Here is a 23968-nt window from a genome sequence, read left to right as displayed (position 1 = left end):
GATGAGCATGTCCGAGAAAATACTACTTCGCGCAGAGGTGCCGTCCGAATTGGGCGGCCAACGCCTCGATCAAGTCGCCGCACAATTATTCGCTGAGCACTCGCGCTCGCGCCTTTCCGCCTGGATCAAAGACGGCCGCCTCACTGTGGACGGAGACGTCATACGTCCCCGCGACATCGTGCATGGTGGCGACATCCTGGAGCTGACTGCAGAGCAGGAAGCCCAGGGTGAGTGGATCGCCCAGGACATTCCCCTCGACATCGTTTACGAAGACGATGACATCCTGGTCATCAACAAACCCGCGGGTTTGGTGGTGCACCCGGCTGCGGGGCATGCCGATGGCACTTTGCTCAATGCGTTGCTGCATCACGTACCGGACATTATTAATGTGCCGCGTGCGGGGATCGTGCATCGCCTGGACAAAGACACCACCGGATTGATGGTGGTCGCCAAGACCATCCAGGCGCAGACGCAGCTGGTTGCCCAATTGCAGAGCCGCAGTGTCAGCCGGATATACGAGTGCATTGTCATCGGTGTCGTCACCGCCGGGGGCAAGATCGACGCGCCCATCGGCCGTCACGGCCAGCAACGCCAGCGCATGGCGGTAATGGAAGGCGGCAAACAGGCGGTGAGTCATTACCGCGTGCTTGAGCGTTTCCGTTCCCACACCCACGTGCGGGTCAAGCTGGAAACCGGGCGTACGCACCAGATCCGTGTGCATATGTCTCACATCAACTTCCCGTTGGTCGGAGATCCTGCCTACGGCGGTCGTTTCCGTATCCCGCCGGCAGCCAGTGTGACCATGGTCGAATCCCTGAAGAACTTCCCGCGTCAGGCCTTGCATGCGCGCTTCCTGGAGCTGGACCATCCGACGACCGGTAAGCGCATGAGCTGGGAATCCCCACTTCCTGACGATTTTGTCTGGTTGTTGACACTGCTCAAGCAAGACCGTGAGGCGTTCATCGGATGAGCGCGTTCCTGATTCCTGACTGGCCTGCGCCGGCAGGCATCAGGGCCTGCGTGACCACCCGTGCGGGCGGCGTCAGCCAGGCGCCGTTCGACAGCTTCAACCTGGGTGACCATGTCGACGACGATCCTTGCGCCGTTGCTCAAAATCGCCAACACCTGACCCACGTTTTTAACGTACAGCCCGCTTGGCTTAGCCAGGTTCACGGGGTTGTCGTTGCGCCTGCCGATCCGTCCAGCATCGTTGAAGCCGATGCCAGCTGGACGTCCACGCCCGGCGTGGCGTGTACGGTCATGACCGCCGACTGCTTGCCTGCACTGTTCTGCAACCGTGCCGGTACACGCGTCGCTGCGGCGCATGCGGGCTGGCGCGGATTGGCAGCCGGTGTGCTTGAAGCCGCCGCGCGCAGCCTCCATGTTGAGCCCCAGGAGATACTTGTGTGGCTTGGACCCGCGATCGGTCCCGCGGCGTTTGAAGTCGGGGGCGAGGTGCGTGATGTCTTTATTAAAGACATGCCCCAGGCCGCCTCGGCCTTCGTGCCAAGTGTCAATGCCGGGCGTTATATGGCCGACATCTATGAGCTGGCGCGTCTGCGTCTGGCTCGCTGCGGTATTGAAGCTGTCTACGGCGCAGGCTTTTGCACCGTCAACGACCCGCGCTTCTATTCCTACCGGCGCAGTTCCCGTACTGGCCGCTTTGCTTCGCTGGTCTGGATCGAAACGCCGTCCAGCTGATCTGCGTCACTCACCGTACGCTTGAAACTCCCAGAATTGCCCGCATCTACTAAGGTATCTGGCAGGTTTCTTCATTCAGGAGTTTCCATCCCTCCGGCCTGCTCATAAGGAAGGTGACGAATGCGTATAGATAGATTAACCAGCAAGTTGCAATTGGCGTTGTCCGATGCTCAGTCATTGGCCGTCGGCCTTGATCATCCGGCAATTGAGCCAGCGCACTTGATGCAGGCATTACTGGAGCAGCAGGGCGGTTCGATCAAGCCTCTGCTGATGCAAGTCGGTTTCGATGTAAACAGCCTGCGTAAAGAGCTGACCAAAGAGCTCGACCAGCTACCCAAAATACAGAACCCCACCGGCGACGTGAATATGTCGCAGGACTTGGCGCGTCTGTTGAATCAGGCGGACCGTCTGGCGCAACAAAAAGGCGACCAGTACATCACCAGCGAAGTGGTGTTGCTGGCGGCAATGGACGAAAACAGCAAGTTGGGCAAGTTGTTGCTGGGCCAGGGCGTGAGCAAAAAAGCCCTTGAAAACGCCATCAACAACCTGCGCGGCGGTGAAGCGGTCAATGACCCCAATGCTGAAGAGTCCCGTCAGGCGCTGGACAAATACACCATTGACCTGACCAAGCGTGCTGAAGAAGGCAAGCTTGACCCGGTAATCGGTCGTGACGATGAAATCCGACGCACCATTCAAGTGTTGCAGCGCCGGACCAAAAACAACCCGGTCCTGATCGGTGAACCCGGTGTGGGTAAAACCGCGATTGCCGAAGGCCTGGCTCAGCGGATCATCAACGGCGAAGTGCCTGACGGCCTTAAAGGCAAACGCCTACTGTCGCTGGACATCGGTGCGTTGATCGCGGGCGCCAAATTCCGGGGTGAATTCGAAGAGCGTCTGAAAGCGCTGCTTAACGAACTGTCAAAGCAGGAAGGTCAAATCATCCTGTTCATTGACGAGCTGCACGTCATGGTCGGTGCCGGTAAAGGCGAGGGCGCCATGGACGCGGGCAACATGCTCAAGCCTGCGCTGGCGCGGGGCGAGTTGCACTGTGTCGGTGCAACCACCCTTAACGAGTACCGCCAGTACATTGAAAAGGATGCTGCGCTTGAGCGTCGCTTCCAGAAAGTACTGGTCGACGAGCCGAGCGAAGAAGACACCATCGCGATCCTGCGTGGTTTGAAAGAGCGCTATGAAGTGCACCACAAAGTCGCGATTACCGACGGTGCCATCATTGCGGCGGCCAAGCTGAGTCATCGGTACATCACGGATCGGCAGTTGCCAGACAAGGCGATTGACCTGATCGACGAAGCCGCCAGCCGTATTCGCATGGAGATCGATTCCAAGCCTGAAGTGCTGGACCGTCTGGAGCGCCGTCTGATTCAACTGAAAGTTGAAGCGCAAGCGCTCAAGAAAGAAGAAGACGAGGCGGCGAAAAAACGTCTTGAGAAATTGCAGGAAGAAATTGAGCGCCACGAGCGTGAATATTCCGACCTGGAAGAAATCTGGACCTCGGAAAAAGCCGAAGTGCAAGGCTCTGCCCAGATCCAGCAAAAGATCGAGCAAGCTCGCCAGGAACTGGAAGTGGCTCGCCGCAGCGGCAACCTGAATCGCATGGCCGAATTGCAGTACGGGATCATCCCGGATCTGGAACGCAGCCTGCAAATGGTCGACGAGCACAGCAAGACCGAGAACCAGTTGCTGCGCAGCAAAGTGACTGAAGAAGAGATCGCTGAAGTGGTGTCGAAATGGACTGGGATTCCTGTGTCCAAGATGCTTGAAGGCGAGCGTGACAAGCTGATGAAGATGGAAAGCTTGCTGCACGAGCGCGTGATTGGTCAGGACGAAGCGGTTGTGGCCGTGTCCAACGCCGTGCGCCGTTCCCGCGCTGGCCTGAGTGACCCGAACCGTCCGAGCGGCTCGTTCATGTTCCTTGGCCCAACCGGTGTCGGTAAAACCGAGTTGTGCAAGGCGCTGGCCGAATTCCTCTTTGATACCGAAGAGGCGATGGTGCGGATCGACATGTCCGAGTTCATGGAGAAACATTCCGTGGCTCGACTGATCGGTGCTCCACCAGGCTATGTGGGTTACGAGGAAGGTGGCTATCTGACCGAAGCCGTACGGCGTAAGCCTTATTCGGTCATCCTGCTGGATGAGGTCGAGAAGGCCCACCCGGACGTGTTCAACGTACTGCTGCAAGTGCTTGAAGACGGTCGGTTGACTGACAGCCACGGTCGCACGGTCGACTTCCGCAATACCGTGATCGTGATGACCTCTAACCTGGGGTCGGCACAGATCCAGGAGTTGGTAGGGGACCGTGAGGCACAGCGTGCTGCGGTGATGGATGCGGTGAGTACTCACTTCCGTCCGGAGTTTGTGAACCGGATCGACGAAGTGGTGATCTTCGAGCCTCTGGCCCGTGATCAGATCGCCGGCATCGCCGAGATCCAGTTGGGTCGCCTGCGCAGCCGTCTGGCTGAACGCGACCTTAGCCTGGAGCTGAGCCAGGAGGCTCTGGATAAGCTGATCGCGGTCGGTTACGACCCTGTGTATGGCGCACGTCCTCTGAAACGTGCAATCCAGCGCTGGATCGAAAACCCGCTGGCACAACTGATTCTCTCGGGTCAGTTCCTGCCGGGAACCACGGTAGTGGCCAGTGTGAAAGACGACGAAATCGTCTTCGCGTAAGGCGGGCAAGTGGTGCTTTAAAGGGGGCCTCGCAGTGCGAGGCCCTTTTTTTGAATTTTTTTACATAGGGTGTTGATCTGTAAGGGAAACGCGAGTAAAGTGCGCCCCGCAGTCAGTCACCAGCAACGGCAACTTGGCCCAAACCAAGGTGTCAGTTAGAAGCGCTAAATCATTGTCTTCTAACGAAAAAAAATGGTTGACAAGGGTTTGAAAGGTTGTAGAATGGCCCGCCTCAGAGACGACAACGCAGCGATGCACTGAAGTCAACGAGAATTGCAAAGAGTTACAAAGTAGTAAAGCAACACCGTTGTAGATTGAAATATGTAGTTCCGCGATAGCTCAGTTGGTAGAGCAAATGACTGTTAATCATTGGGTCCCTGGTTCGAGTCCAGGTCGTGGAGCCATTTTCAAGCCGGGGTATAGCGCAGTCCGGTAGCGCGCCTGCTTTGGGAGCAGGATGTCAGGAGTTCGAATCCCCTTACCCCGACCATTTTTGGGTCGTTAGCTCAGTTGGTAGAGCAGTTGGCTTTTAACCAATTGGTCGTAGGTTCGAATCCCACACGACCCACCATTTTTGGCTCCAGTTCGCTGGGGTTAGATCTTAAGATCAGAGGCCAAAAGCGCTGATCGCAGAAGGCGCCTCTTTGAAGGTGCCTTTTTTTTACCGGGGTATAGCGCAGTCCGGTAGCGCGCCTGCTTTGGGAGCAGGATGTCGGGAGTTCGAATCCCCCTACCCCGACCATTTTCTGCCCGGCAGTAATGGGTGTAGAAAATAAGGCGCTGATGCCAATCGCATCAGCGCCATGAAAAAAGCGTCCTTAGGGACGCTTTTTTTTTGCTTCAAAAAATCATTGTGCTGGGTACTGGCTCCTGGTCATGGCGAACCGTAGCCCCCGAAGCTACGTTCCAGAGCGCTGCAGTCGCCAATGCACGCCTGCAGACCCTGGGGGGCAGGGTTTGCAGGCGACGCTCCCATAGGCAACGGCCGCGGGAGCGTTCTGTGCTAGCGGTTAACTCCCTTTTCGTCTGCATCCTGCAAGTCCTGCAACGCTGCCGAATATTGATCGGCCTCAGACTTGGGCACCATCTGCCATGATGGCTTACGCAGGGCGTAGAAGATAAACGGGGGTGTACCTGCCACGATCAAGCCCAGCAATAAGATTCCTGCATATTCAAAGAACGGCATGCTGCTGAAGTTATTCGGTGGAATAAACCCGAAAATCAAGGCCACACAGGTTGAAAACAACCCCAGGTAGCACCAGCCATGCAGCCCTTTGAGCACGTAACCGCGTTTAACGTCTGGCTGGGTTTTACGCAGCTTCATGGCGGACATAAACATGAACACGTAAATGATCAGGTACATCAGTGCAGCCATGGCGCTGATCATCCAGAACGCATCGGATACGTTGTCGATGAAGATGTAAATCGTCGAGAGCAGCGTCACGATGAGCGCTTGTAAATACAAAATGTTCTTCTGCACGCCTTTGCTGTTCACTTTTTGCATCACCGGTGGAAGCATTCCCGCCTTGCCCACAAACAACAGACCGGTGGAAGGTCCGGCCGTCCACGCCAGTACCCCGCCCAATGCACCGATGATCAGCAAAATGGCCATGATTGGCGTGGCCCAGGGCATGTTGAAGCCTTCGAAGAAAGCCGCGTAAGCCTGAATAACGCCCGCCGTCAGGCTCGTGGAGTCCGCCGGTACCACCAGTGAAATCGCGACCGTCGGGGGGATAAACACCAACAGAATCATAAAGAAGGCCAGCAGAATTGCGCGGGGCATTTCCTTTTGCGGATTGCGCAGTTCCCGAGCGTGAATGGCGTTCATTTCGATACCGGCAAACGCCAGGAAGTTGCTGACAATCAACACCAGACCCGTGATGGCGCCTGTGAACTCACGCCACAAATCCGGATGCAGGTTGTGTGAACCTGTTTTTACGGTGGAGTGCGTGTCGAAAATCGCTGGAATCAACGCGTCCCAGGTTAAGGGCGCAGCGGATTTGTGTCCCAGTACCAGCCAGGCCACGCCCAACAGTACCAGCAGCGCGGCTGGCAGCGCCGTTCCCAAAAGCATGAACCACGACGTCAGCTTCGACAGAGTTGTCAGGCCGTTGAGGGCAACGAACGTCGACAGCCAATACAGCACAATAATCACCGCAGCCGTGAACACCCCGCTCTTGGCCAGTTCCGGGTTAATCAGGTACGCCATCGTGCTGGCTCCGAACCCGAGCACTATCGGGTACCACACCACCACCTGAATCCACATGAACCACATGATGAAAAACCCGGGTCGGTCACCATAGGCTTGTCGGACCCAGCCATAAATCCCGCCGTTCCAGCCGGTGCCCAGTTCAGACGCAACCAATGACACCGGGATAAAAAACAGTAACGCCGGGATGACATAGAGAAAAATCGAACCCAGGCCGTAAACAGCCATGCTGGGCAATGAACGAATACTGGCAACAGCGGCAACCATCATGAAACAGATGGTCAGCCATGACATGTAAGTTTTAGCTTTACTGGTGGTAGCCATATCGCCTCCCTTCACATTTTGCGTCAGTGCAGCAAGCTCAAATTGAGCGTGCGGCTAAGGTGTTCGGCAGCCAGTTGGCCACGCACGCTGTTGCCCGCAACATCCAGCGGTGGAGCAAAAGCGGCGATCGCACAGACTCCCGGCACCACTGCCAGAATCCCGCCGCCCACTCCGCTTTTGCCCGGCAATCCGACCTTGTAATACCAGTCGCCCGTGGTGTCATACAGGCCGTTCAGGGTCATTTCCGCGAGGATGGGAGCAATGGTTTTGGCCGTGACAACGCGCGTGTTGGTAACCGGGTTAACCCCGCCATTGGCCAGTGTTGCCCCCATCGTGACCAAGTCTTGGCAGGTGATCGCAACCGAGCATTGGCGGGTATACACATCGCACACCTCCATTGGGTCGGCATACAGATAACCGTAGCTTTGAAGCAGCCAGGCAATGCCGCGATTGTGCTGATTGGTCGAGGCTTCAGAGGCGTACACCTCTTCGTTGACGGTCAGATCGCGTCCGGCGAAGGCCTGGTACGTAGACTCAATCTGCGCCCAGCGCGCGGTCGCATTTTCGGCCTTGAGCAAGCTGACAGTGGCCATGGCTCCGGCGTTGACGAAAGGGTTCAGCGGCCTTCCTTTATGCAGCTCAAGGGCTACCACCGAGTTGAACGGTTCGCCAGTCGGGTCGCAGCCAATCTTGCTGCGCAAAGACTGCGGGCCGATGTCATCCAGCACATGGGCGAGCGTGAACACCTTTGAAATCGACTCAATGGCAAAGGCGTAATCAGTGTCGCCAACTTCGGCATGAGTGCCATCACAAAACATGATGCTGATGCCGAACAGGTTGGCCGGGACCGAGGCCAGATACGGGATGTAACTGGCGTTTTTTCCGTGATGGTTATTGGCAAAACGTTGATGGGCTTCATGCAGTGCGTGGGTGACTGAACCGTCAACCGTTACGGGTTGTGTTTTCATTGCGCTCGCTCCGTGCGTACGTTGGGTCGCCGGCAACTATAGGACGGAATATCCGGGCATGCCCGCAGGCAGGGCAAAGTCAAAATGCTTGTCTATGCTCTTAGCCCTACGCTGAGCCAGTGAAGAGGAGGTCGGCCAGCCACGGTCCATCACTCAAGGAGAGTTCCCATGGCGCTGCACCGCACCAAACGTCATAGCGACACGGATCCCGTTTTTGGTTCATCGGCATTGGCGCATGCCGCGGCAACCAAACTGTTCCCCGAAGCCGAGCAGTCTGCGCGCGAGGTTTACCAGCTGGTCCATGATGAGCTGTATCTGGACGGCAACGCCCGCCAGAACCTTGCGACTTTCTGCCAGACCTGGGAGGAGGATGAAGTTCACAAGCTCATGGACCTGTCCATCGACAAGAACATGATCGACAAGGATGAATACCCACAATCGGCTGAACTCGAAAATCGCTGCATTCATATGCTGGCGGATCTTTGGCATTCACCCAGCGCAGCGACCACCATCGGCACCTCCACAGTCGGCTCCAGTGAAGCCTGCATGCTGGGCGGTCTGGCAGCATTGTGGCGTTGGCGAGCGGCCCGCAAAGCAGCGGGCAAACAGACCACCACCCCGAACATGGTGTGCGGCCCGGTACAAGTTTGTTGGCACAAATTTGCGCGTTATTGGGACATTGAAATACGTGAAGTGCCCATGTCAGACGGGCAATGGTTCATGACCCCCGAGGACATGCTTGAGCGCATTGATGAAAACACCATCGTGGTGGTGCCGACTTTTGGTCAGACGTTTACCGGCCTGTATGAAACCGTGAAGCCGCTCTCCGATGCACTGGATGATCTGGAAAAACGCAATGGCCTGAATGTGGCGATTCATGTCGACGGCGCCAGCGGCGCCATGTTGGCTCCATTTTGTGCGCCGGATATTGAGTGGGATTTCCGTTTGTCGCGAGTCAAATCCATCAGCACTTCCGGGCATAAATTCGGCCTGGCGCCTTTGGGGGCGGGCTGGGTAGTGTGGCGAGACGTGCAGGACCTGCCGGAAGGTCTGATATTCCACGTCAACTATTTGGGGGGCGATATGCCGACGTTTGCCCTCAATTTTTCACGCCCGGCCGGGCAGATCATCGCGCAGTACTACAACTTTTTGCGGTTGGGCCGAGAAGGGTATGAGCGCATTCATTCGGCGTGTTACGAAACGGCGCAATTTCTGGCCCGTGAACTGGTGAAGATCGGGCCGTTTGAAATGCTGTACAACGGCGATCCACAACTGGGCATCCCGGCGCTGACCTGGCGTTTAAAGCCCGGCGTGAAAACCAACTTCTCGCTTTACGATCTGGCAGATCGATTGCGGGTAAGGGGCTGGCTGGTCCCGGCCTATAGCCTGCCGGCCAATGTTGAAAACGTCGTAGTGCAACGGATTCTGGTACGTCAGGGGCTGTCGATCGACATGGCCAAACTGTTGTTGGCGGACTTTGAGCGGGACATCAAGTTTTTTGATGAGCATCAGCCCCACGGGTTCAAAGGCCGTGAAGCCGAGGCGGGTAATCACGCAGGACGCTGATGACCGTGTGCGTTGCTATCAAAGCTGCGAGCTTTCATGCCTCGCAGCTTTGACGCATGGCCGCCGCGGCGACGGGTGGGGTCAATGCAGTTTCAGGCGTGGCTCCGTGCCGCGTCCGATGCGGCTGCCCAGCATCAGCATCAACGTGCGGAATGTGCCGTAAAGCGCCATTTGGTGCATGCGGTACAGCGAGATGTAAAACATCCGCGCCAGCCAGCCTTCGAGCATGACCGTGCCCATCAGGCTGCCCATCAAGTTACCCACAGCTGAAAAACTCGACAGTGAGATCAGCGAGCCGTAATCGCGGTAGTGGTAATCGGGCAGGTCTGATTTGCCTTCAAGGCGCATCTTCAACGATTTGGCCAACAGTGACGCTTGCTGGTGAGCGGCTTGTGCGCGAGGCGGCACCATCCTGTCGGTACCCGGTTGCGGGCAAGCCGCGCAATCGCCGAACGCAAAAATATTGTCATCGCGTGTGGTTTGCAGGGTAGGGCGCACGACCAACTGGTTAATGCGGTTGGTTTCCAGCCCGGCAATATCTTGCAAGAAACCGGGCGCACGAATACCGGCGGCCCATACCTTCAAGCTCGCGGGAATCACCTGGCCTTCTTTAGTGATCAGGCTGTCAGCCGTCACCTCGCTCACGGCCGAATTGGTCAGGACGGTAACGCCCAGTTTCTCTAGCGTCTTATGCACCGGCCCACCGATGCGCTCGGGCAGCGCCGGCAGTACACGGGGCCCTGCTTCGATCACAGTGATGTGCATGTTTTCCGGCTTGATACGGTCCAAGCCATAAGCCGCCAGTTCATGGGCCGCGTTGTGCAGTTCGGCTGCCAGCTCGACACCCGTTGCGCCCGCACCCACGATGGCCACGCTGATTTTTTCAATCGCATCGGTTTGCCCCGCATGCGCGCGCAAGTAGTGGTTCAACAATTGCTGGTGGAATTTTTCGGCTTGTTTGCGCGTGTCCAAAAACAGGCAATGCTCGGCCGCGCCTTGGGTGCCGAAATCGTTGGTGGTACTGCCCACTGCGATCACCAGCGTGTCGTAGCCCAGTTCGCGGGCAGGCACTAGCTCTTCGCCTTTTTCGTCGAGGGTTGCCGACAATGAGATCTTTTTCAGCTCGCGATCAAGACCACTCATGCGGCCCAACTGGAACTCAAAGTGATTCCATTTGGCTTGGGCGACGTAGTTGAGTTCGTCTTCGGAGGAGTTCAACGAGCCAGCGGCCACTTCATGCAGCAGCGGTTTCCAGATATGGGTCAGGTTGGCATCGACCAGCGTTACGCTGGCTTTGCCGCGCTTACCCAGGGTTTTGCCCAGGCGGGTCGCCAACTCCAGGCCGCCGGCGCCGCCGCCGACAATCACAATACGATGGGACATAGGTATCACTCACAAGGCTTGAAAAAAAATTCTGTGCCTGAGTCCCGTGGGCGAGCGCACTGCAGCTCATAGCGCCAGGTAACTCAGGAGGCGGCTCAAAAAGCCCAGACCGATCACCACAATCAGCACCACGCCAAGGAGCATCCACGGCCTGAAGGGCCGGCGCTCAACTTGGTGTTGTGGCAGTTGCAGGTACTCTTCGACACGCTGTTGGTCATCTGGTTTCAGGCGACTGGACATAGAGTTTGCCTCGTCAGATAGACGTTGCGGAATGTGTAAAAGCTACAGCAAAGGATTAACCGGGATGAAAGGAAGCATAGCCGTTGGGACCCAAAGGCTCGACCCGCAGTTCGTCGTCTAGACGAATGATCCCGCTTTCTATAACCCTTGCCGTAATGCCCCCGTGACCACGTACCGCCTGGAATGTGCCCGCGCCGAGTCGTAGCTCCAGTCGGGCGCACGGTTGGCACCAGCCGGTGGTCTCGAATATTGCGCGTCCGATGCGAAAGCGTCGGCCTTTGAGGCTGAACAAATTGATGCCGCTGACCACGATGTTGCGCCGCAAATCCTGAGGTAATACCGGGTTTTCGGTGGGACGCCCCAGCAAGGCGTTGATCACCGCCAAGTGTTCCCACTGAATCAACGTGACTTGTCGTGCATTGCGCGCACCGGGCCGGGCATGATCGCCCGTCAGTCCGGCTTCGCGACGCGCCTCCACAGCGTCCAGCACCACCAGGTCGGCGCCTGATTGAGGACGGACCCCAATCCAGCGTACGCGACCGGTTTGCGGCACTTCAGCCATCAGTGCTTGCAAAGGGCTCACAGGCTGATCCCGACATCGAAAATAATGCTGCGCCCCAAATTGCCGCGCAAAAAGTCTGGGGCGTCGGGTTGTGCAAACAGCACCCGGGCGAACGTCGGTCCAACCAGTGACAGTGAGCGCCAGCCCATGCGCAGGTACTCGGTCGGTGGCGGGAAGTGGCTGTTGAGATCGAGCACTTCGCGCTTGAGGCTGGAAAACGCAATGATGTCCAACTGCCCGAGATCAAGGTCGCGTTCACGGTAATTGGTGGCTTTTTTGTGCAGCGTCGGCCCCAGCCTTTGCAGCAACTTGCTGGCCGGAATACGTTTGGGGCGGGCCTCGCGGCGCACGAGCTGACTCAGTGAGTAGGCATTGCGGCGACGTTGCAGCTCGTCACGCCATTCATCACTGAGACGTCGCCCTTCGTCGAGCACAAAAAACACTTCAAAGCGTGCATCGCGAAACAGCACATCAGGCGGTTCCTGATCGGGCTGTGTGAAATCTTGCGTGTGGTAGCTAATGTTCAAGCCTTGCAGCAGGCGCTGGCAGACCCAACGCTCACGCTCCCATTTGCGGGCATTAGACAAAAAGGCATTGGCTTGCTCGGCCTGAATGGTTAACAGGCGTAAATAATCAGAGTCGTCCATGGGACGCAGCTTAGCCTCGAAACAGGTGTGACTGGAAGTGCGGGTGTAGACTGAGCCGCATGACATACAGGGTCATCTGACAGGGAGGGTAGAACGGTGTACGTGAACACGGTTGAGTGGGAGGTGCGTGCATGATTACCAGCCAGGTGTTATCTGCGCCAACGATGGTGATCGGCTGGTTGTTGTACGTGCCTGTAGTGCTGTGGGCCATCCTGCGGGCGCCGTGGGTCGAACTGTTTGCCGACACGCGGCGTCAGCATTTGCTGTTTGGCACGGTGTTCGCGCTGTTCTTGCTGTGGCTGGTGCGTCGCGACTTTGACACCGGCGTCTCCTATCACTTTATCGGCCTGACAGTCGTCACTTTGCTGCTGGACTGGCCGCTGGCCATCGTCGGCGCGTTGATGGCGCAAATAGGACTGGTCCTGTTGGGGCGGCAGGATCTGGCTGCAATGGGCATCAATGGCGTGCTGTTGATTCTGTTGCCCATTGTCGTCACGGAGGCCTGCGCGCACCTGGTCGAGCGCGCGCAACCACGCAACCCGTTTGTGTACATTTTTTGCTCAGGTTTTTTTGCAGCGGCGCTTGCGGCCTTGCTGTGTTTGTTGGCGGGCTTGGGCGTGCTGTGGCTGGATGGCCTGTTTGTCATGCCGGAATGGTTGGAGGACTTTATCGGTTATCTCTGGTTGATCATCTTTCCCGAGGCGTTTATCAACGGGATGCTGGTCACGGCGCTGGTGGTGTTTTGCCCGGAGTGGCTTGAAACCTTCAATCGCACGCGTTACCTCGCAGCGCCATGGAAGGATGACGGATCCAACAAATAACCTGCTTCCAAGAGGCTGCGAGCGCGTCGGTTGAATGGCTCGCAGCCTTGGGCAGCAGCGCGAATCAATGAATACGCGGCGTCAACTCTTCTGAAAACATGTCATCTTCTGCATCCGGGCTGACCGGGATTTTGTGTTCTTCACTGGCCCATGCGCCCAGGTCGATGAGTTTGCAACGGTCCGAGCAGAAAGGCCGGAATGCACTGGCAGGGGTCCACTCCACGGCAGTGCCGCACGTCGGGCAGTCTACGGTCATTGGTTTGGTCATGATTGGCCTCCACGCAAAGTTAAATAGTAGTGATGCAAGCGCTCGACTTCCGTCTGTAGCGCCTTCAAATCGTTGTCGTTGACCAGCACATCATCGGCATGGCGCAGTCGTTCTTCACGACTGGCCTGTGCCTTGAGAATGGCCCGGACTTGATCTTCGCTGGTGTTGTCGCGCAACAGGGTTCGTTGAATTTGCAGGGCTTGGGGAGCATCAATGACCAGCACCCGCTGGGTCGTCGCGTGTTGCCCGGATTCGACCAACAACGGCGATACCAGGATCGCATAGGGCGATGTCGCCTGAGCCAGGTTCTGAGCAATCTCATCGCGGATCAACGGGTGTAGCAAAGCCTCCAGCCAAAGGCGTTGCTGCGGGTCGGCAAAAATCAGTGTGCGCAGGGCGCCGCGATCCAGTTGCCCGTCGGCCTGCAAAACATCGGCACCGAAGTGCTCAGCGATTTTTTTCAGCGCCGCACGACCCGGTTCGACCACCCAGCGTGCCGCGTGGTCGGCATCCACAACATGAACGCCCAGCGCGGCAAAGTGCTCGGCCGCTGCGCTTTTGCCGCTGCCGATCCCGCCGGTCAGGCCCAGAATCCAGGGTTTGGAAGATGCGGTCTTCATTTCACGTCGCAAGTTGCCAATAGAAAGCGGTCATTTGACCACCCCAGAGCAATGCAATCCACCCGGCAATGGCCAGATAGGGGGCAAAGGGGATGGCCGTCGCGCGATGAGCGCGGCGCAACAGCAACAAACTGACGCCCACCAGCGCCCCGACCAGCGATGACAACAGGATCGTTAACGGCAAGACCGATACGCCCCCCCACGCGCCAAACAGGGCCAGCAACTTGAAATCCCCATGGCCCATGCCGTCCTTGCCCGTCATCAATTTGAACAACCAAAAAATCGACCACAAGCTCAGGTAACCCAGCGCTGCCCCCCAAACGGCCTGTGACAGCGTGGTGAAAAGTTCGAAGCTGTTGAGCAGCAGTCCGAGCCATAGCAACGGCAGTACCAGCACATCGGGCACGATTTGATGCCGGGCGTCGATCAGGCAAATGGCGATCAGGCCCCAAGTCAGCAACAGCATCCAGCCAGCCTGAAGGGTCAAGCCAAAATGCCAGGCAATAAAGCCAGACACGAGGCCGCACGCCAGCTCGGTCAGGGGGTAGCGGGGGCTGATGAGGGTTTTGCACTGCGAGCACTTGCCGCGCAAGAGCGCATAACTGAGCAGCGGGATGTTCTCCCAGGGGCGTAAGCGGTGCTGGCATTCAGGGCAGTGAGACGCCGGCAGGCACAGGTTGTAGGTCGTTTTATCGTCCGCAGGGGCAAGCCCTAGCACTTCACGGGCCTGAGACTGCCAGTCCTGCTCAAGCATTTTCGGCAATCGCCAGACCAGTACATTCAGGAAACTGCCGACCAACAGGCCCAGCAACAAGGCACCCGCGATCAACGCAGCAGGGTGGATGCTTAAAAAATCGATCATGCTCAAATCACTTGGCCCAGTTTGAAAATCGGTAAATACATGGCAATGACCAGACCGCCCACCACAATCCCCAGTACCACCATGATTGCGGGCTCCATCAGCGTTGTCAGGTTATCGACGAGGGTGTCGACCTCGCTCTCATAATAGGTGGCTACGTGATTGAGCATGCTGTCCAGTGTGCCGGACTCTTCGCCAATGGCTGTCATCTGAATCGCCATGTCCGGGAATGCGCCACTGCTGCTCATGGCCACATGAATCTGCGTACCCGTGGCAACGTGTTGCTTGAGCCGCAGCACGGCCTCTTTCAGCACACTATTGCCCGTCGCGCCTGCGACTGAGTCCAGCGCGTCGAGCAAAGGCACGCCGGCGGCCAGGGTGGTGGAAAGGGTGCGGGCAAATCGGGCAATCGCAGACAGGTGTAATAACTGCCCGGTGACAGGGATTTTCAGCAACAGGGCGTCCAGTCGATGACGCAGGGTAGCTGAGGCCTTGTAACGATGACGGACGATCACGGCAGCGCCAGCGGCGCCCAGTAAAAGCCAAAGGCCGTGGTGTTGCAATGCCTCTGACAAGCCAATCACCCACAAGGTAAAGACGGGGAGTTGCGCATTGAACGAAGCAAACACCCCTTGAAATTGCGGCACGACTTTTATTAACAGGATGCCGCTGACCAGTAATGCGACCAGCAACACGGCGATGGGATACGTCATGGCTTTTTTGATCTTCTTCTTCAGCGTGTCGGATTTTTCCTTGTAGGTCGCGATACGTTGCAGCATCACCTCCAGCGCGCCTGCTTGTTCCCCGGCTTCCACCAGATTGCAGAACAGTGTGTCGAAGTGCTCCGGTTTTTTACGCAGGGCGGCGGTGAGGCTGGTTCCGGCGGCGATGTCGCGCGTCAGTTCGATCATCAGTTGGCGCATGGCGCACTGCTCGAACCCTTTGCCAATTACCTCCAGCGCTTGCAAAAGAGGCACGCCCGACTGGATCAGCGTCGCCAGTTGGCGACTGAACAGGGTGATGTCTGACGCGTTGACAGACCTGCCAGCGCGACGGCGTGAGGTGCGTTGACGCCGAATGCTGCGCACCGTGATCCCTTTGCGCCGCAATTGGGCGCGAAGCTGGGCGTGCCCGCTGGCGCTGAGTTCCCCGGTGAGAGTGGCGCCGTGGGCATCCTTGCCTTCCCAGCGATACAAATACGTGTCGGCCATGCTGTCGTCCTTGAACAGTGGCGCGTTCAGTTGCGCCGTGCGTGTCAAAGACTAGACAGCGCCACAGTCGTCACCTGTGCCAGTGCAATTCCAAAGGTGTCAAACGCTGTTGTTCAGAAGCTTCTGACAACGAACCTTGGTAGCCTGTGCGCACTTTTTTAGCGGCTCAGCGTTGACCTTGTATCGGGTCGCCTGGCGGCGACTTATTTTTCGGAGGCCGTACATGAAACAACAACAGGGTATTACCTTGATTGAGCTGATGATCGTGGTAGCGATCATCGGTCTGATCGCGTCTTTTGCATTGCCTGCTTACAACGACCACACCATGAAAGCGCGGTTTGCTGAGGTGAACACGCTCGGCAACAGCTACAAAACGGCGGTTGCACTGTGCTTTAGCGAAACCAATGATCTGGCCCAATGCGATGCGGGCACCCACGGCATACCCGGCCCCGCAGATGCCACCGACAACCTCGCTGCCGGCATGACCGTGATTGATGGTGTGATCACCATGACCGGTACTCAAGCGGCTGGCGGCTGGACCAGCGTCATGGTCCCGGCCTTGAGTGGCGCTGGTAATGCGCTGGTCTGGACCCAAAGCGGCACGTGCCTGACCAGCGGTGCCTGCAAATAGCCACGAATTGCCCGATTTCATTGGCAGTGATAGTTTTGCTGCCACCGCCGGTGTAGCTCAGTCGGTAGAGCAGCGCACTCGTAACGCGAAGGTCGCAGGTTCGATTCCTGTCTCCGGCACCAGTCAATAAAACGCCCTGTCTTCAGCAGGGCGTTTTTTATGGGGCGCGTTTGGCCGGTTCAAGGCGCCAGGGTGACCTGATCGGCGGTCAACATTGACGTCCGAAAATGGCGAGATTCACCAAAAGTCCGGTGCTATTGTGCGGGCCATGAACACACACGACTCGCCCCACACCGCGCTGACACCGTCTACCGCCGCCTGCGAAATCGCCCGCTTGAGCCGCGATGCGCGGTTTGACGGGGTGTTTTTCACGGCCGTGCTTACCACGCGTATTTACTGCCGTCCCGTCTGCCCGGCCCGTGCGCCCAAGGCTGAGAACGTGGTGTATTACGCCAGTGCGGCGGCGGCTCAGGCCCAGGGGTTTCGTCCCTGTTTGCGCTGCCGCCCCGAGCTGGCGCCGGGCAATCTGTTGTGGTCGCACAGCGAGCACTTGGTGACGCGTGCCCTGAAGCTGATCAACGAAGGTTTTTTAGCCGATCACCCGCTGGATGTGTTGGCCGAACGTTTGAATGTAGGGGCTCGGCAGTTACGCCGCTTGTTCGTGAAATACCTGGGCGCGCCGCCCATCGCGGTGCATGCCACCCAACGGTTATTGTTTGCCAAACAACTGCTGACCGAAACCGCATTGTCGATCACTGACGTCGCCCTGGCCTCGGGGTTCGGCAGTGTACGGCGTTTCAATTCGGCGTTTGCCGAAGCCAACCATGCCGAGCCTCGGGCGTTCAGGCGCAGCCCAGCCATTCGGGCCGATGCGGCCATGGTGCTGCGCCTTGGCTATCGCCCGCCCTACGACTTCAAGGCCGTGCTGGGTTTCCTGTTCAATCGTGCATTGCCGGGTATCGAGTCTGTTGACGCCCAGAGTTATCAGCGGGTGTTCGGCCCGCCGCAATCGCCCGGGTGGCTGCGGGTCAGCGCCGCGCCGGCGGGGCAGCATGCCTTGCGCCTGGAGTTGTACAACGTCGCGCCGGCCCAACTCCTTAATGTGGTTGCCCGCATTCGCCGCATGTTCGATCTGGATGCCGACCCTCAGGCCATTGCGCAAACCCTCAGTACCAGCCCGGCACTCGCCCCGCTGGTCGAACGCTACCCGGGCTTGCGTTTGCCGGGCGGCTGGGATGGCTTTGAGGTGGCCGTACGGGCGGTGTTGGGCCAGCAAGTGAGCGTGGCTGCCGCGCGCACGTTGGCCAGCCGCATCGTGCAACGGGTTGGAACACCGGTTGAAATGCCCGGTATCCCAGGGCTCAATCGCCTGTTTCCTGCGGCGCAGCAATTGGCCGACGCCCATCTGGATCAACTCGGTATCACTCAGGCGCGCATCAATACGATCCGGGGCATTGCCCGCGCCCTGATCAATGGACAGGTCGATTTTGCGGTTGAACAGCCGCTCGAAACCTTCATCCGTCGCTGGGTGCAACTGCCGGGCATAGGTGAGTGGACCGCGCATTACATTGCCATGCGCGTGCTCAAACACCCCGACGCGTTCCCGGCGGCCGATCTGATTTTACGCCGCGAAGCCAACCCTGACGGCCCCCCGTTGAGCACCAAAGCCCTGCTCGAACTGGCCGAAAGCTGGCGGCCATGGCGGGCCTATTCAGTGATGTACTTATGGCGCGCAGCCACCGATGCGGCTGCGGCACGGAGGGTTTAACCATGACGCAGATCTACTACGCGCAAATGCCGTCGCCCATTGGTCCGCTATTTTTAGTGGCTGACGATGAGGGCCTGAGAGAAGTGCGCTTCGAATGTGAACGCCGGGTGCATGCTCCGGAGGAAGGCTGGCTGCATGCGCCGCACAAACTGGCGCACGTGCGCCGACAGCTGGACGCGTATTTTGCAGGCGAGCGCCTGACCTTTGATTTGCCGCTCAAGCCACAAGGTACGCCGTTTCAACAGCAGGTCTGGCAAGCACTGACCACTATTCCTTTCGCGGTGACCACCAGTTACGGCCAGTTATCGCAGCAGATCCAGCGGCCCACCGCGTCGCGTGCGGTGGGCGCAGCCAATGGTCGCAACCCGATTCCGATCATCATCCCGTGTCACCGGGTGATCGGCAGCAACGGCAAACTGACGGGCTTTGCCGGCGGGCTCGCGGCCAAGCAGTGGCTGCTGGAGCATGAGCGGGCGCATCAGCCCTTCGATCTGACGTAATGCGCCGCAGCCGCTGGCGCCTTACAAACTCAACCGCATCGACAGGTCGACCGCTTTGACATCCTTGGTCATGGCGCCAATCGAAATGTAGTCCACGCCCGTTTGGGCAATGGGCAGCAACGTGCTTTCATTGATGCCGCCGCTGGCTTCCAGCTTGGCTTTGCCCGCGTTCAGGCGCACGGCTTCGCGCATGTCGTCCAGGCTCAACTCGTCGAGCATGATGATGTCAGCCCCTGCGGCCAGCGCTTCTCTGAGTTCATCCAGGCTCTCGACCTCGATCTCCACCGGTTTGCCGGGCGCGATTTTATGCGCCGCGTCGATGGCCTGAGCGATGCCGCCGCAGGCGGCGATGTGGTTTTCCTTGATCAGAAACGCGTCGTACAGGCCAATGCGATGGTTATGACAGCCACCGCAGGTCACGGCGTACTTTTGCGCCAGACGCAAACCCGGCAGGGTTTTGCGGGTGTCGAGCAATTTGACCTGGGTGTCGGCCACATGGTCAGCCAACTGGCGGGCGTGGGTCGCGACGCCCGATAGCATTTGCAGGAAGTTCAACGCACTGCGCTCGCCGCTGAGCAGGGAGCGGGCCGGGCCTTCGAGGTGAAACAGCACTTGATTGGGGCTGACGCGTTCGCCATCGACAACCTGCCAATGCACGGCAACGCGAGGGTCCAGTTGGCGGAACACCGCGTCCACCCATGCGGTGCCACTGATCACGGCGGCATCGCGGGTGATGATCGTGGCTTTGGCCAGGCGTTCTGCCGGAATCAACCGCGCAGTGATGTCGCCGCTCCCAATGTCTTCGGCAAGCGCACGGCGTACGTTGGCTTCGATCTCGGCGGTGAGATCGGCCAGATGTAAATTCGGCATAACGAACTCCACAAACAAAGTGCGTCGATTATAGGGCCATGCCGCGAACGAACCCAAGGTGGCGCGCTGCACGGTGGGTAAACGGCGGCAACTGTGCTGTTTTTTAAGGTTCAGAAACGTTTTTTTCACCGATTGGCAAATGATTCAGCCAGTCGGGTAGCACAAGGCGCGTCTTTTGCAAGATAATCCGCGCCTTGTAATTGGCGTCATAGCTTTGACATGCCATCAAGTCCTAATTTCAGATCTTCCGGCGAGCGCATCTTGGGCTGGCCGGTTTCTGTTTGCGAGCGTCAAAAGCGGCTTTGTCCCGTGCACGCCCACCGCAAGCGACACATCGTTCCAGGAGGCTTGGATGCACAATGACGGGAAAGTGGGAGCTGCCCACAAGGCGATAGCGGAGCTGGCGACGCATTCGCCGCTCGCACGCCTGCCTGTCATTTTGTTGCAGGTCCATGACAAGGCAGCGCAGCAACTCAAGAGCGGCCTGCAAGTGCTGTTCGACAACGCCGACGAAACCCTGTTTGCCATGGCTGACAACGCCCGCAGCGACGCCGAGCAAAGCCTGTTTTTTGAGGCCATGCGCGATGTCAGGCTCAAGCGCAAACACATCGAACGCGGATTCCTGGACCGTTTTTTTGACGCGTTTACCCGCCTGACCCAGCCTGATGTCAGTGAGCGCACCCTGCATGGCGCCGCGCCCGCCGAGGGCACGTTCTCTCTGTTATCCAATGACCTGGAGCGCACGCAAGTCGTTAACGCGATGGTGGCGCAGGTCATGACGCGTGACCAAATGGCGCTTTGCCAACTGACCCAGCGCCTTGCAACCCTCTGTAACCTGCCGCTGGATGAGCACAATAATCCGTTGGGGCCGGCCATGTTGTGTGAGTACTTTTTGCAGGCCGAACGTGAGCAGGGCATGGACCTCAAGGTCAAGCTGATCATGCTGCAACTGTTCGAAACCTACCTGCTCAGCCACACCGGCCAGCTGTATGCCGACGCCAATCAGCTGCTGATTGCCACGGGCGTACTGCCTTCACTGGCTGACAACGACGCCTGTTGCGGGGCCAAGGCCCAGGACGCGCCGCCGCCCGCGCACGTGCAAGAAGCGCAGAATCTGGTTGGGCTTCTGTTTGAGTACATTGCTCAGGATCGAAATCTCTCGCCGGCGCTGAAAAGCCAGATTGCTTTGTTGCAGGAACCCTTGCGCAAGATTGCGCAACGGGATCAGAATTTTTTCAGCTGCGACACCCATGCGGCCCGGCGCTTGTTGAATGTGATCGCTGCCGCGGCCATCGGCTGGGACGTGCGCACCGATGAGCGCAGCGACCCGCTGTTTCGCCAGATTGAGCGCGTCGTGCAACAGCTCGCGTCTTATTCGGGCGATAACCCCGCGCTGCTGGATTCGTTGTTGCATGAGTTTTTGGTCTTCACCCAGGCTGAACGTGGCCGAATCGAGCTGTCGGAACAGCGCACGCGCGAGGCTGAACACGCGCGTCTGAAAGCGCCTGAAAAAGCGCTCGCTGCCTCACAGGCCCTCGATGAGCAAGACCATCTGGGCCTGCTGCTGGTCAGCCAGTTACGGCTGGGGACGTGGATCGAATTGCAGGAAAACGAAGAATTCCGACTGCGCTGCAAGCTGATTGCCATTTTGGAGCCGGGTGGCAAACATATTTTCGTCAACCGCACCGGCCTGAAAGTACTGGAACAAAGCCGCACCGACTTGATTGCCCAGTTGCGCAGCGGCAAGGTCTTGCTGCTGGATGACCGTTTACTCTTCGATCGTGCGCTGGAATCGGTCATTGGCAGCTTGCACCAGCGCCAGGCGCAATAAACCGTGCGACATCGGCGCCACAGATAGCTGCCAATTGAAGCGCGCATCGCGGCATACTGCGCCTTTGGTTTTTCAACGAACAAGGAGCGGTTATGCAGCTGGACCCCGCGAGCGGTTGGTGCGAAGGCGTGCACCGGTGCCCGTCGCCCAACTTCAATGAGCGCCCTGACGGCGAAATCTCCCTGTTGGTGATCCATAACATCAGCTTGCCGCCCGGGCAGTTTGCGACGGGCAAGGTCCAGGCTTTTTTCCAGAACCGACTGGACGTCACCGAACATCCGTACTTTGAAGGCATCAAGGCGCTACGCGTCAGCGCGCATTTTCTGATTGAACGCGACGGCCAGATCACGCAGTTTGTGTCGTGCCTGGACCGCGCCTGGCATGCGGGTATTTCCAGCTTTGAAGGGCGTGAGGCGTGCAATGACTTTTCGCTGGGTATCGAACTGGAAGGCACGGACGACCAACCGTTCACCGACGCGCAATATCAGGCATTGATTGCCCTGACCCGACAACTGCAACAGCACTATCCGCAAATTACCCCCCAGCGAATATGTGGCCACAGTGACGTGGCGCCGGGGCGCAAGACGGATCCGGGCCCTTGCTTTGATTGGGCGCGTTTTCGCCGTGAGCTGCCGCACACAGGAGAGAAACAATGAGTTTTGTGGTGTTACTGCTGGCGATCCTGATCGAAAAATTTTCGGCCTTGCGTCAACGTCTTCAGCGCGACAGCGGCTGGGTGCGAGAGCTGCACAAGCTGGAGGCGTCGACCCGTCTGGCAAACAGGCCGTGGTGGGTATTGGCCATTCTTGTCCTGTTGCCGGTGATGCTGCTGGGGCTGCTGCTGGTGGTGCTGGACCCCGTGGCGTATGGCTTGCTGGCCTTGCCGGTGCATGTGCTGGTGCTGGTGTTCAGCCTGGGCCGCGGGGATGTGTTGGCAGGGCTGGGGCCATTTCGCGACGCGTGGCGTCGGGGTGATTTGCAAGCGGCCGCCCATGTGGCTCAACGCGACATTGACGTGTGCGCCGACACTGGCGAGCAATTGCTGGAGAACGTGCAGGGGCACCTGCTGTGGCAGGCCTATCAAAGTTTTTTTGCCGTGATCTTCTGGTACTTCCTGCTGGGCCCGGTGGCTGCGTTGAGCTATCGCTTGCTGGCGCTGGCGGTCGAGCATGGCAAAAATCCGGAGCTGGTTGAACGTGCCCAGCAACTGCGCCATGCCTTTGACTGGCTGCCGGTGCGCCTGCTGGCGGCGAGCTTTGCACTGGTGGGTAACTTTGCCGCCGTCAGCCGCGTCATGCTGCATGAGTTGCTGAGCTGGGAAATCAGCGCCGCCCAACTGATCGACAAGGCCGGGTGCGCTGCGGCTGAAATCCCGCCCCCGCAGACCGGGCCGGAAGGGGTATCCAGCCTGGATGCGTTGTGGGAGTTATTGCTGCGCTCTGCGTTGCTCTGGTACGCCGGTTTTGCCGTGTGGACACTGTTGCTCTGAATGAATCCGCCCCGACGCACACGGCTACGGGTGTGCGTTTACCACCCAAACACAGCACAGGCATTGGCCGTACTGGCCTCGCCCAGCCGTTCGGGGCTTAGGTTCATCACTTCAGCCAGGGCTTCGCAAATGGCGGGCAGGTGCTCCGGGCTGTTGCGCTGGTTGGCGAACATGACCGGCGCCATGTCGGGCGAGTCGGTTTCCAGCACGACCGTGTCCAGCGGCAAGTCAGCCAGCACCCTGCGCAAACGCAGGGCCTGCGGCCAGGTCGCGGCGCCGCCCAAGCCCAGCTTGAACCCCAGCTTGATGTATTCGCGAGCTTCCTCCCGGCTGCCCGCGAAGGCATGAATAATCCCGCCACGTTGCAGCTTGAAGCGTTTGAGGGTGGCAATGACTTGCGCATGGCTCCGGCGCACGTGCAGCAGCGCCGGAAGCCGGAAGTCAGCTGCTAGCTGCAACTGGGCTTCAAACAGTGATTGCTGGCGTTCGCGGTCGAGCGCCGGCAGAAAGTAATCGAGGCCGATTTCGCCCACGGCGCACACTTGGCGTTGCCCGGCCAGCCGACTGAGCCATTGCCCGAGTTCGATGACGTGCTCGGGGCGATGCGTGTCCAGATACACCGGGTGCAACCCAAACGCGGCATACAACTGACTGTCGGTTTGGACCAAATCCCACACCCGTTGCCAGTTGCTCTGATAAACGCCCAGCACCACCATGCGCTCGACACCCAACGCCCGACTGCGTGCCAGCAGCGGCGCGCGGTCGGCATCGAACACCGGGAAATCGAGGTGGGTGTGGGTGTCGATCAGTTGCAT

Annotated in this window: 23 protein-coding genes and 5 tRNA genes; 16 read left to right on the top strand and 12 right to left on the bottom strand. The window is 58.5% G+C overall.

Annotated features, from left to right (window positions below; translation table 11 throughout):
• Positions 1 to 7 precede the first annotated feature (7 nt).
• From rluD to BKD70_RS07450, 7 genes are all read left to right on the top strand, one after another.
• Positions 8 to 970, top strand: a complete 963-nt coding sequence (gene rluD, locus BKD70_RS07480; protein ID WP_047274267.1) for a 23S rRNA pseudouridine(1911/1915/1917) synthase RluD — start codon at positions 8 to 10, stop codon at positions 968 to 970.
• Positions 967 to 1701 (top strand): peptidoglycan editing factor PgeF, encoded by a 735-nt coding sequence (gene pgeF, locus BKD70_RS07475; RefSeq protein WP_047273629.1) that lies wholly within the window; start codon positions 967 to 969, stop codon positions 1699 to 1701. Before rluD ends, pgeF begins: the two co-directional genes overlap by 4 nt.
• A 120-nt stretch (positions 1702 to 1821) precedes the next feature.
• Positions 1822 to 4386 carry an ATP-dependent chaperone ClpB gene (gene clpB, locus BKD70_RS07470; protein WP_047273631.1) on the top strand — a complete coding sequence of 855 codons (2565 nt, stop codon included), beginning with the start codon at positions 1822 to 1824 and terminating at the stop codon, positions 4384 to 4386.
• 328 nt (positions 4387 to 4714) lie between these two features.
• Positions 4715 to 4790, top strand: a tRNA-Asn gene (locus BKD70_RS07465).
• A 9-nt stretch (positions 4791 to 4799) separates the two neighbouring features.
• Positions 4800 to 4876: transfer RNA gene (locus BKD70_RS07460), tRNA-Pro, on the top strand.
• A 5-nt stretch (positions 4877 to 4881) separates the two neighbouring features.
• Positions 4882 to 4957 (top strand) — tRNA-Lys (locus BKD70_RS07455).
• 94 nt (positions 4958 to 5051) lie between these two features.
• Positions 5052 to 5128 (top strand) — tRNA-Pro (locus BKD70_RS07450).
• 261 nt (positions 5129 to 5389) lie between these two features.
• Here the strand turns inward: BKD70_RS07450 and BKD70_RS07445 are convergent.
• Both BKD70_RS07445 and glsA read right to left on the bottom strand, forming a co-directional pair.
• A complete protein-coding gene (locus tag BKD70_RS07445; RefSeq protein WP_047273634.1) occupies positions 5390 to 6919 on the bottom strand; it encodes an amino acid permease in 1530 nt (509 codons plus the stop codon).
• A 23-nt stretch (positions 6920 to 6942) separates the two neighbouring features.
• Positions 6943 to 7887: a glutaminase A gene (glsA, locus tag BKD70_RS07440; protein WP_047273636.1), complete on the bottom strand. Its 945-nt coding sequence runs from the start codon at positions 7885 to 7887 to the stop codon at positions 6943 to 6945.
• Between the two features lie 168 nt (positions 7888 to 8055).
• Between glsA and BKD70_RS07435 the strand changes: the two genes are divergently transcribed.
• Positions 8056 to 9453, top strand: a complete 1398-nt coding sequence (locus BKD70_RS07435; RefSeq protein ID WP_047273638.1) for a glutamate decarboxylase — start codon at positions 8056 to 8058, stop codon at positions 9451 to 9453.
• Between the two features lie 81 nt (positions 9454 to 9534).
• On the opposite strand, the gene BKD70_RS07430 is transcribed toward BKD70_RS07435, so the two are convergent.
• The 4 genes from BKD70_RS07430 to BKD70_RS07415 form a co-directional block, all read right to left on the bottom strand.
• On the bottom strand, positions 9535 to 10836 hold the full coding sequence (locus BKD70_RS07430; protein ID WP_047273639.1) for an NAD(P)/FAD-dependent oxidoreductase: 1302 nt from the start codon (positions 10834 to 10836) through the stop codon (positions 9535 to 9537).
• A 66-nt stretch (positions 10837 to 10902) separates the two neighbouring features.
• Positions 10903 to 11076 (bottom strand): DUF3094 family protein, encoded by a 174-nt coding sequence (locus BKD70_RS07425; RefSeq protein ID WP_047273641.1) that lies wholly within the window; start codon positions 11074 to 11076, stop codon positions 10903 to 10905.
• A 55-nt stretch (positions 11077 to 11131) separates the two neighbouring features.
• Positions 11132 to 11659, bottom strand: coding sequence for an MOSC domain-containing protein (locus BKD70_RS07420; protein WP_047273642.1), 528 nt, complete (start codon positions 11657 to 11659; stop codon positions 11132 to 11134).
• Positions 11656 to 12285, bottom strand: coding sequence for a DUF1780 domain-containing protein (locus tag BKD70_RS07415; RefSeq protein WP_047273644.1), 630 nt, complete (start codon positions 12283 to 12285; stop codon positions 11656 to 11658). The genes BKD70_RS07420 and BKD70_RS07415 overlap by 4 nt, the downstream gene beginning before the upstream one ends.
• A 131-nt stretch (positions 12286 to 12416) precedes the next feature.
• Between BKD70_RS07415 and BKD70_RS07410 the strand changes: the two genes are divergently transcribed.
• Positions 12417 to 13106, top strand: a complete 690-nt coding sequence (locus BKD70_RS07410) for an energy-coupling factor ABC transporter permease (RefSeq protein ID WP_047273646.1) — start codon at positions 12417 to 12419, stop codon at positions 13104 to 13106.
• Between the two features lie 64 nt (positions 13107 to 13170).
• Here the strand turns inward: BKD70_RS07410 and yacG are convergent, their stop codons facing one another.
• The 4 genes from yacG to BKD70_RS07390 are packed head-to-tail and all read right to left on the bottom strand — an operon-like array spanning position 13171 to position 16064.
• Positions 13171 to 13374, bottom strand: coding sequence for a DNA gyrase inhibitor YacG (gene yacG, locus BKD70_RS07405; protein ID WP_047273648.1), 204 nt, complete (start codon positions 13372 to 13374; stop codon positions 13171 to 13173).
• Positions 13371 to 13994: a dephospho-CoA kinase gene (coaE, locus tag BKD70_RS07400; RefSeq protein ID WP_047273650.1), complete on the bottom strand. Its 624-nt coding sequence runs from the start codon at positions 13992 to 13994 to the stop codon at positions 13371 to 13373. Before coaE ends, yacG begins: the two co-directional genes overlap by 4 nt.
• Before the next feature lies 1 nt (position 13995).
• Entirely contained in the window at positions 13996 to 14856 is an 861-nt protein-coding gene (locus tag BKD70_RS07395; RefSeq protein WP_047273652.1) for an A24 family peptidase, read from the bottom strand.
• 2 nt (positions 14857 to 14858) lie between these two features.
• Positions 14859 to 16064, bottom strand: coding sequence for a type II secretion system F family protein (locus tag BKD70_RS07390; RefSeq protein WP_047274269.1), 1206 nt, complete (start codon positions 16062 to 16064; stop codon positions 14859 to 14861).
• 223 nt (positions 16065 to 16287) lie between these two features.
• Here BKD70_RS07390 and BKD70_RS07385 point away from each other — a divergent pair, with 223 nt between their 5' ends.
• From BKD70_RS07385 to BKD70_RS07370, 4 genes are all read left to right on the top strand, one after another.
• Positions 16288 to 16695 (top strand): prepilin-type N-terminal cleavage/methylation domain-containing protein, encoded by a 408-nt coding sequence (locus tag BKD70_RS07385; RefSeq protein ID WP_047273654.1) that lies wholly within the window; start codon positions 16288 to 16290, stop codon positions 16693 to 16695.
• 46 nt (positions 16696 to 16741) lie between these two features.
• Positions 16742 to 16817: transfer RNA gene (locus BKD70_RS07380), tRNA-Thr, on the top strand.
• A 146-nt stretch (positions 16818 to 16963) separates the two neighbouring features.
• The gene (locus tag BKD70_RS07375; RefSeq protein WP_047273655.1) at positions 16964 to 18463 is read left to right on the top strand and encodes a DNA-3-methyladenine glycosylase 2 family protein; all 1500 of its coding nucleotides are present in this window, start codon (positions 16964 to 16966) and stop codon (positions 18461 to 18463) included.
• 2 nt (positions 18464 to 18465) lie between these two features.
• A complete protein-coding gene (locus tag BKD70_RS07370) occupies positions 18466 to 18963 on the top strand; it encodes a methylated-DNA--[protein]-cysteine S-methyltransferase (RefSeq protein ID WP_047273657.1) in 498 nt (165 codons plus the stop codon).
• A gap of 21 nt (positions 18964 to 18984) precedes the next feature.
• Here the strand turns inward: BKD70_RS07370 and nadC are convergent, their stop codons facing one another.
• On the bottom strand, positions 18985 to 19833 hold the full coding sequence (nadC, locus tag BKD70_RS07365) for a carboxylating nicotinate-nucleotide diphosphorylase (protein ID WP_047274271.1): 849 nt from the start codon (positions 19831 to 19833) through the stop codon (positions 18985 to 18987).
• Positions 19834 to 20185: 352 nt separating this feature from the next.
• Here nadC and BKD70_RS07360 point away from each other — a divergent pair, with 352 nt between their 5' ends.
• From BKD70_RS07360 to ampE, 3 genes are all read left to right on the top strand, one after another.
• On the top strand, positions 20186 to 21664 hold the full coding sequence (locus tag BKD70_RS07360; RefSeq protein WP_047273659.1) for a DUF1631 family protein: 1479 nt from the start codon (positions 20186 to 20188) through the stop codon (positions 21662 to 21664).
• A 92-nt stretch (positions 21665 to 21756) separates the two neighbouring features.
• Positions 21757 to 22320: a 1,6-anhydro-N-acetylmuramyl-L-alanine amidase AmpD gene (gene ampD, locus BKD70_RS07355; protein ID WP_047273661.1), complete on the top strand. Its 564-nt coding sequence runs from the start codon at positions 21757 to 21759 to the stop codon at positions 22318 to 22320.
• Entirely contained in the window at positions 22317 to 23153 is an 837-nt protein-coding gene (gene ampE, locus BKD70_RS07350; protein ID WP_047273663.1) for a regulatory signaling modulator protein AmpE, read from the top strand. The genes ampD and ampE overlap by 4 nt, the downstream gene beginning before the upstream one ends.
• Before the next feature lie 38 nt (positions 23154 to 23191).
• Here the strand turns inward: ampE and BKD70_RS07345 are convergent, their stop codons facing one another.
• Positions 23192 to 23968, bottom strand: coding sequence for a TatD family hydrolase (locus BKD70_RS07345; RefSeq protein WP_047273665.1), 777 nt, complete (start codon positions 23966 to 23968; stop codon positions 23192 to 23194).

The sequence above is a fragment of the Pseudomonas sp. BS-2016 genome (assembly GCF_001806145.1).
Classification (GTDB): Bacteria; Pseudomonadota; Gammaproteobacteria; order Pseudomonadales; family Pseudomonadaceae; genus Aquipseudomonas; species Aquipseudomonas lundensis.
The sequence above is the reverse complement of the archived record's forward strand: the minus strand, read 5'-3'. Positions and strand labels throughout refer to the sequence as shown.

Excerpts from the sequence above, each read along its gene's own strand:
- rluD (WP_047274267.1), top strand. The coding sequence starts at position 8 with ATGTCCGAGAAAATACTACTTCGCGCAGAGGTGCCGTCCGAATTGGGC.
- pgeF (WP_047273629.1), top strand. The coding sequence starts at position 967 with ATGAGCGCGTTCCTGATTCCTGACTGGCCTGCGCCGGCAGGCATCAGG.
- clpB (WP_047273631.1), top strand. The coding sequence starts at position 1,822 with ATGCGTATAGATAGATTAACCAGCAAGTTGCAATTGGCGTTGTCCGAT.
- BKD70_RS07445 (WP_047273634.1), bottom strand. The coding sequence starts at position 6,919 with ATGGCTACCACCAGTAAAGCTAAAACTTACATGTCATGGCTGACCATC.
- glsA (WP_047273636.1), bottom strand. The coding sequence starts at position 7,887 with ATGAAAACACAACCCGTAACGGTTGACGGTTCAGTCACCCACGCACTG.
- BKD70_RS07435 (WP_047273638.1), top strand. The coding sequence starts at position 8,056 with ATGGCGCTGCACCGCACCAAACGTCATAGCGACACGGATCCCGTTTTT.
- BKD70_RS07430 (WP_047273639.1), bottom strand. The coding sequence starts at position 10,836 with ATGTCCCATCGTATTGTGATTGTCGGCGGCGGCGCCGGCGGCCTGGAG.
- BKD70_RS07425 (WP_047273641.1), bottom strand. The coding sequence starts at position 11,076 with ATGTCCAGTCGCCTGAAACCAGATGACCAACAGCGTGTCGAAGAGTAC.
- BKD70_RS07415 (WP_047273644.1), bottom strand. The coding sequence starts at position 12,285 with ATGGACGACTCTGATTATTTACGCCTGTTAACCATTCAGGCCGAGCAA.
- BKD70_RS07410 (WP_047273646.1), top strand. The coding sequence starts at position 12,417 with ATGATTACCAGCCAGGTGTTATCTGCGCCAACGATGGTGATCGGCTGG.
- yacG (WP_047273648.1), bottom strand. The coding sequence starts at position 13,374 with ATGACCAAACCAATGACCGTAGACTGCCCGACGTGCGGCACTGCCGTG.
- coaE (WP_047273650.1), bottom strand. The coding sequence starts at position 13,994 with ATGAAGACCGCATCTTCCAAACCCTGGATTCTGGGCCTGACCGGCGGG.
- BKD70_RS07395 (WP_047273652.1), bottom strand. The coding sequence starts at position 14,856 with ATGATCGATTTTTTAAGCATCCACCCTGCTGCGTTGATCGCGGGTGCC.
- BKD70_RS07390 (WP_047274269.1), bottom strand. The coding sequence starts at position 16,064 with ATGGCCGACACGTATTTGTATCGCTGGGAAGGCAAGGATGCCCACGGC.
- BKD70_RS07385 (WP_047273654.1), top strand. The coding sequence starts at position 16,288 with ATGAAACAACAACAGGGTATTACCTTGATTGAGCTGATGATCGTGGTA.
- BKD70_RS07375 (WP_047273655.1), top strand. The coding sequence starts at position 16,964 with ATGAACACACACGACTCGCCCCACACCGCGCTGACACCGTCTACCGCC.
- BKD70_RS07370 (WP_047273657.1), top strand. The coding sequence starts at position 18,466 with ATGACGCAGATCTACTACGCGCAAATGCCGTCGCCCATTGGTCCGCTA.
- nadC (WP_047274271.1), bottom strand. The coding sequence starts at position 19,833 with ATGCCGAATTTACATCTGGCCGATCTCACCGCCGAGATCGAAGCCAAC.
- BKD70_RS07360 (WP_047273659.1), top strand. The coding sequence starts at position 20,186 with ATGCACAATGACGGGAAAGTGGGAGCTGCCCACAAGGCGATAGCGGAG.
- ampD (WP_047273661.1), top strand. The coding sequence starts at position 21,757 with ATGCAGCTGGACCCCGCGAGCGGTTGGTGCGAAGGCGTGCACCGGTGC.
- ampE (WP_047273663.1), top strand. The coding sequence starts at position 22,317 with ATGAGTTTTGTGGTGTTACTGCTGGCGATCCTGATCGAAAAATTTTCG.
- BKD70_RS07345 (WP_047273665.1), bottom strand. The coding sequence starts at position 23,968 with ATGCAACTGATCGACACCCACACCCACCTCGATTTCCCGGTGTTCGAT.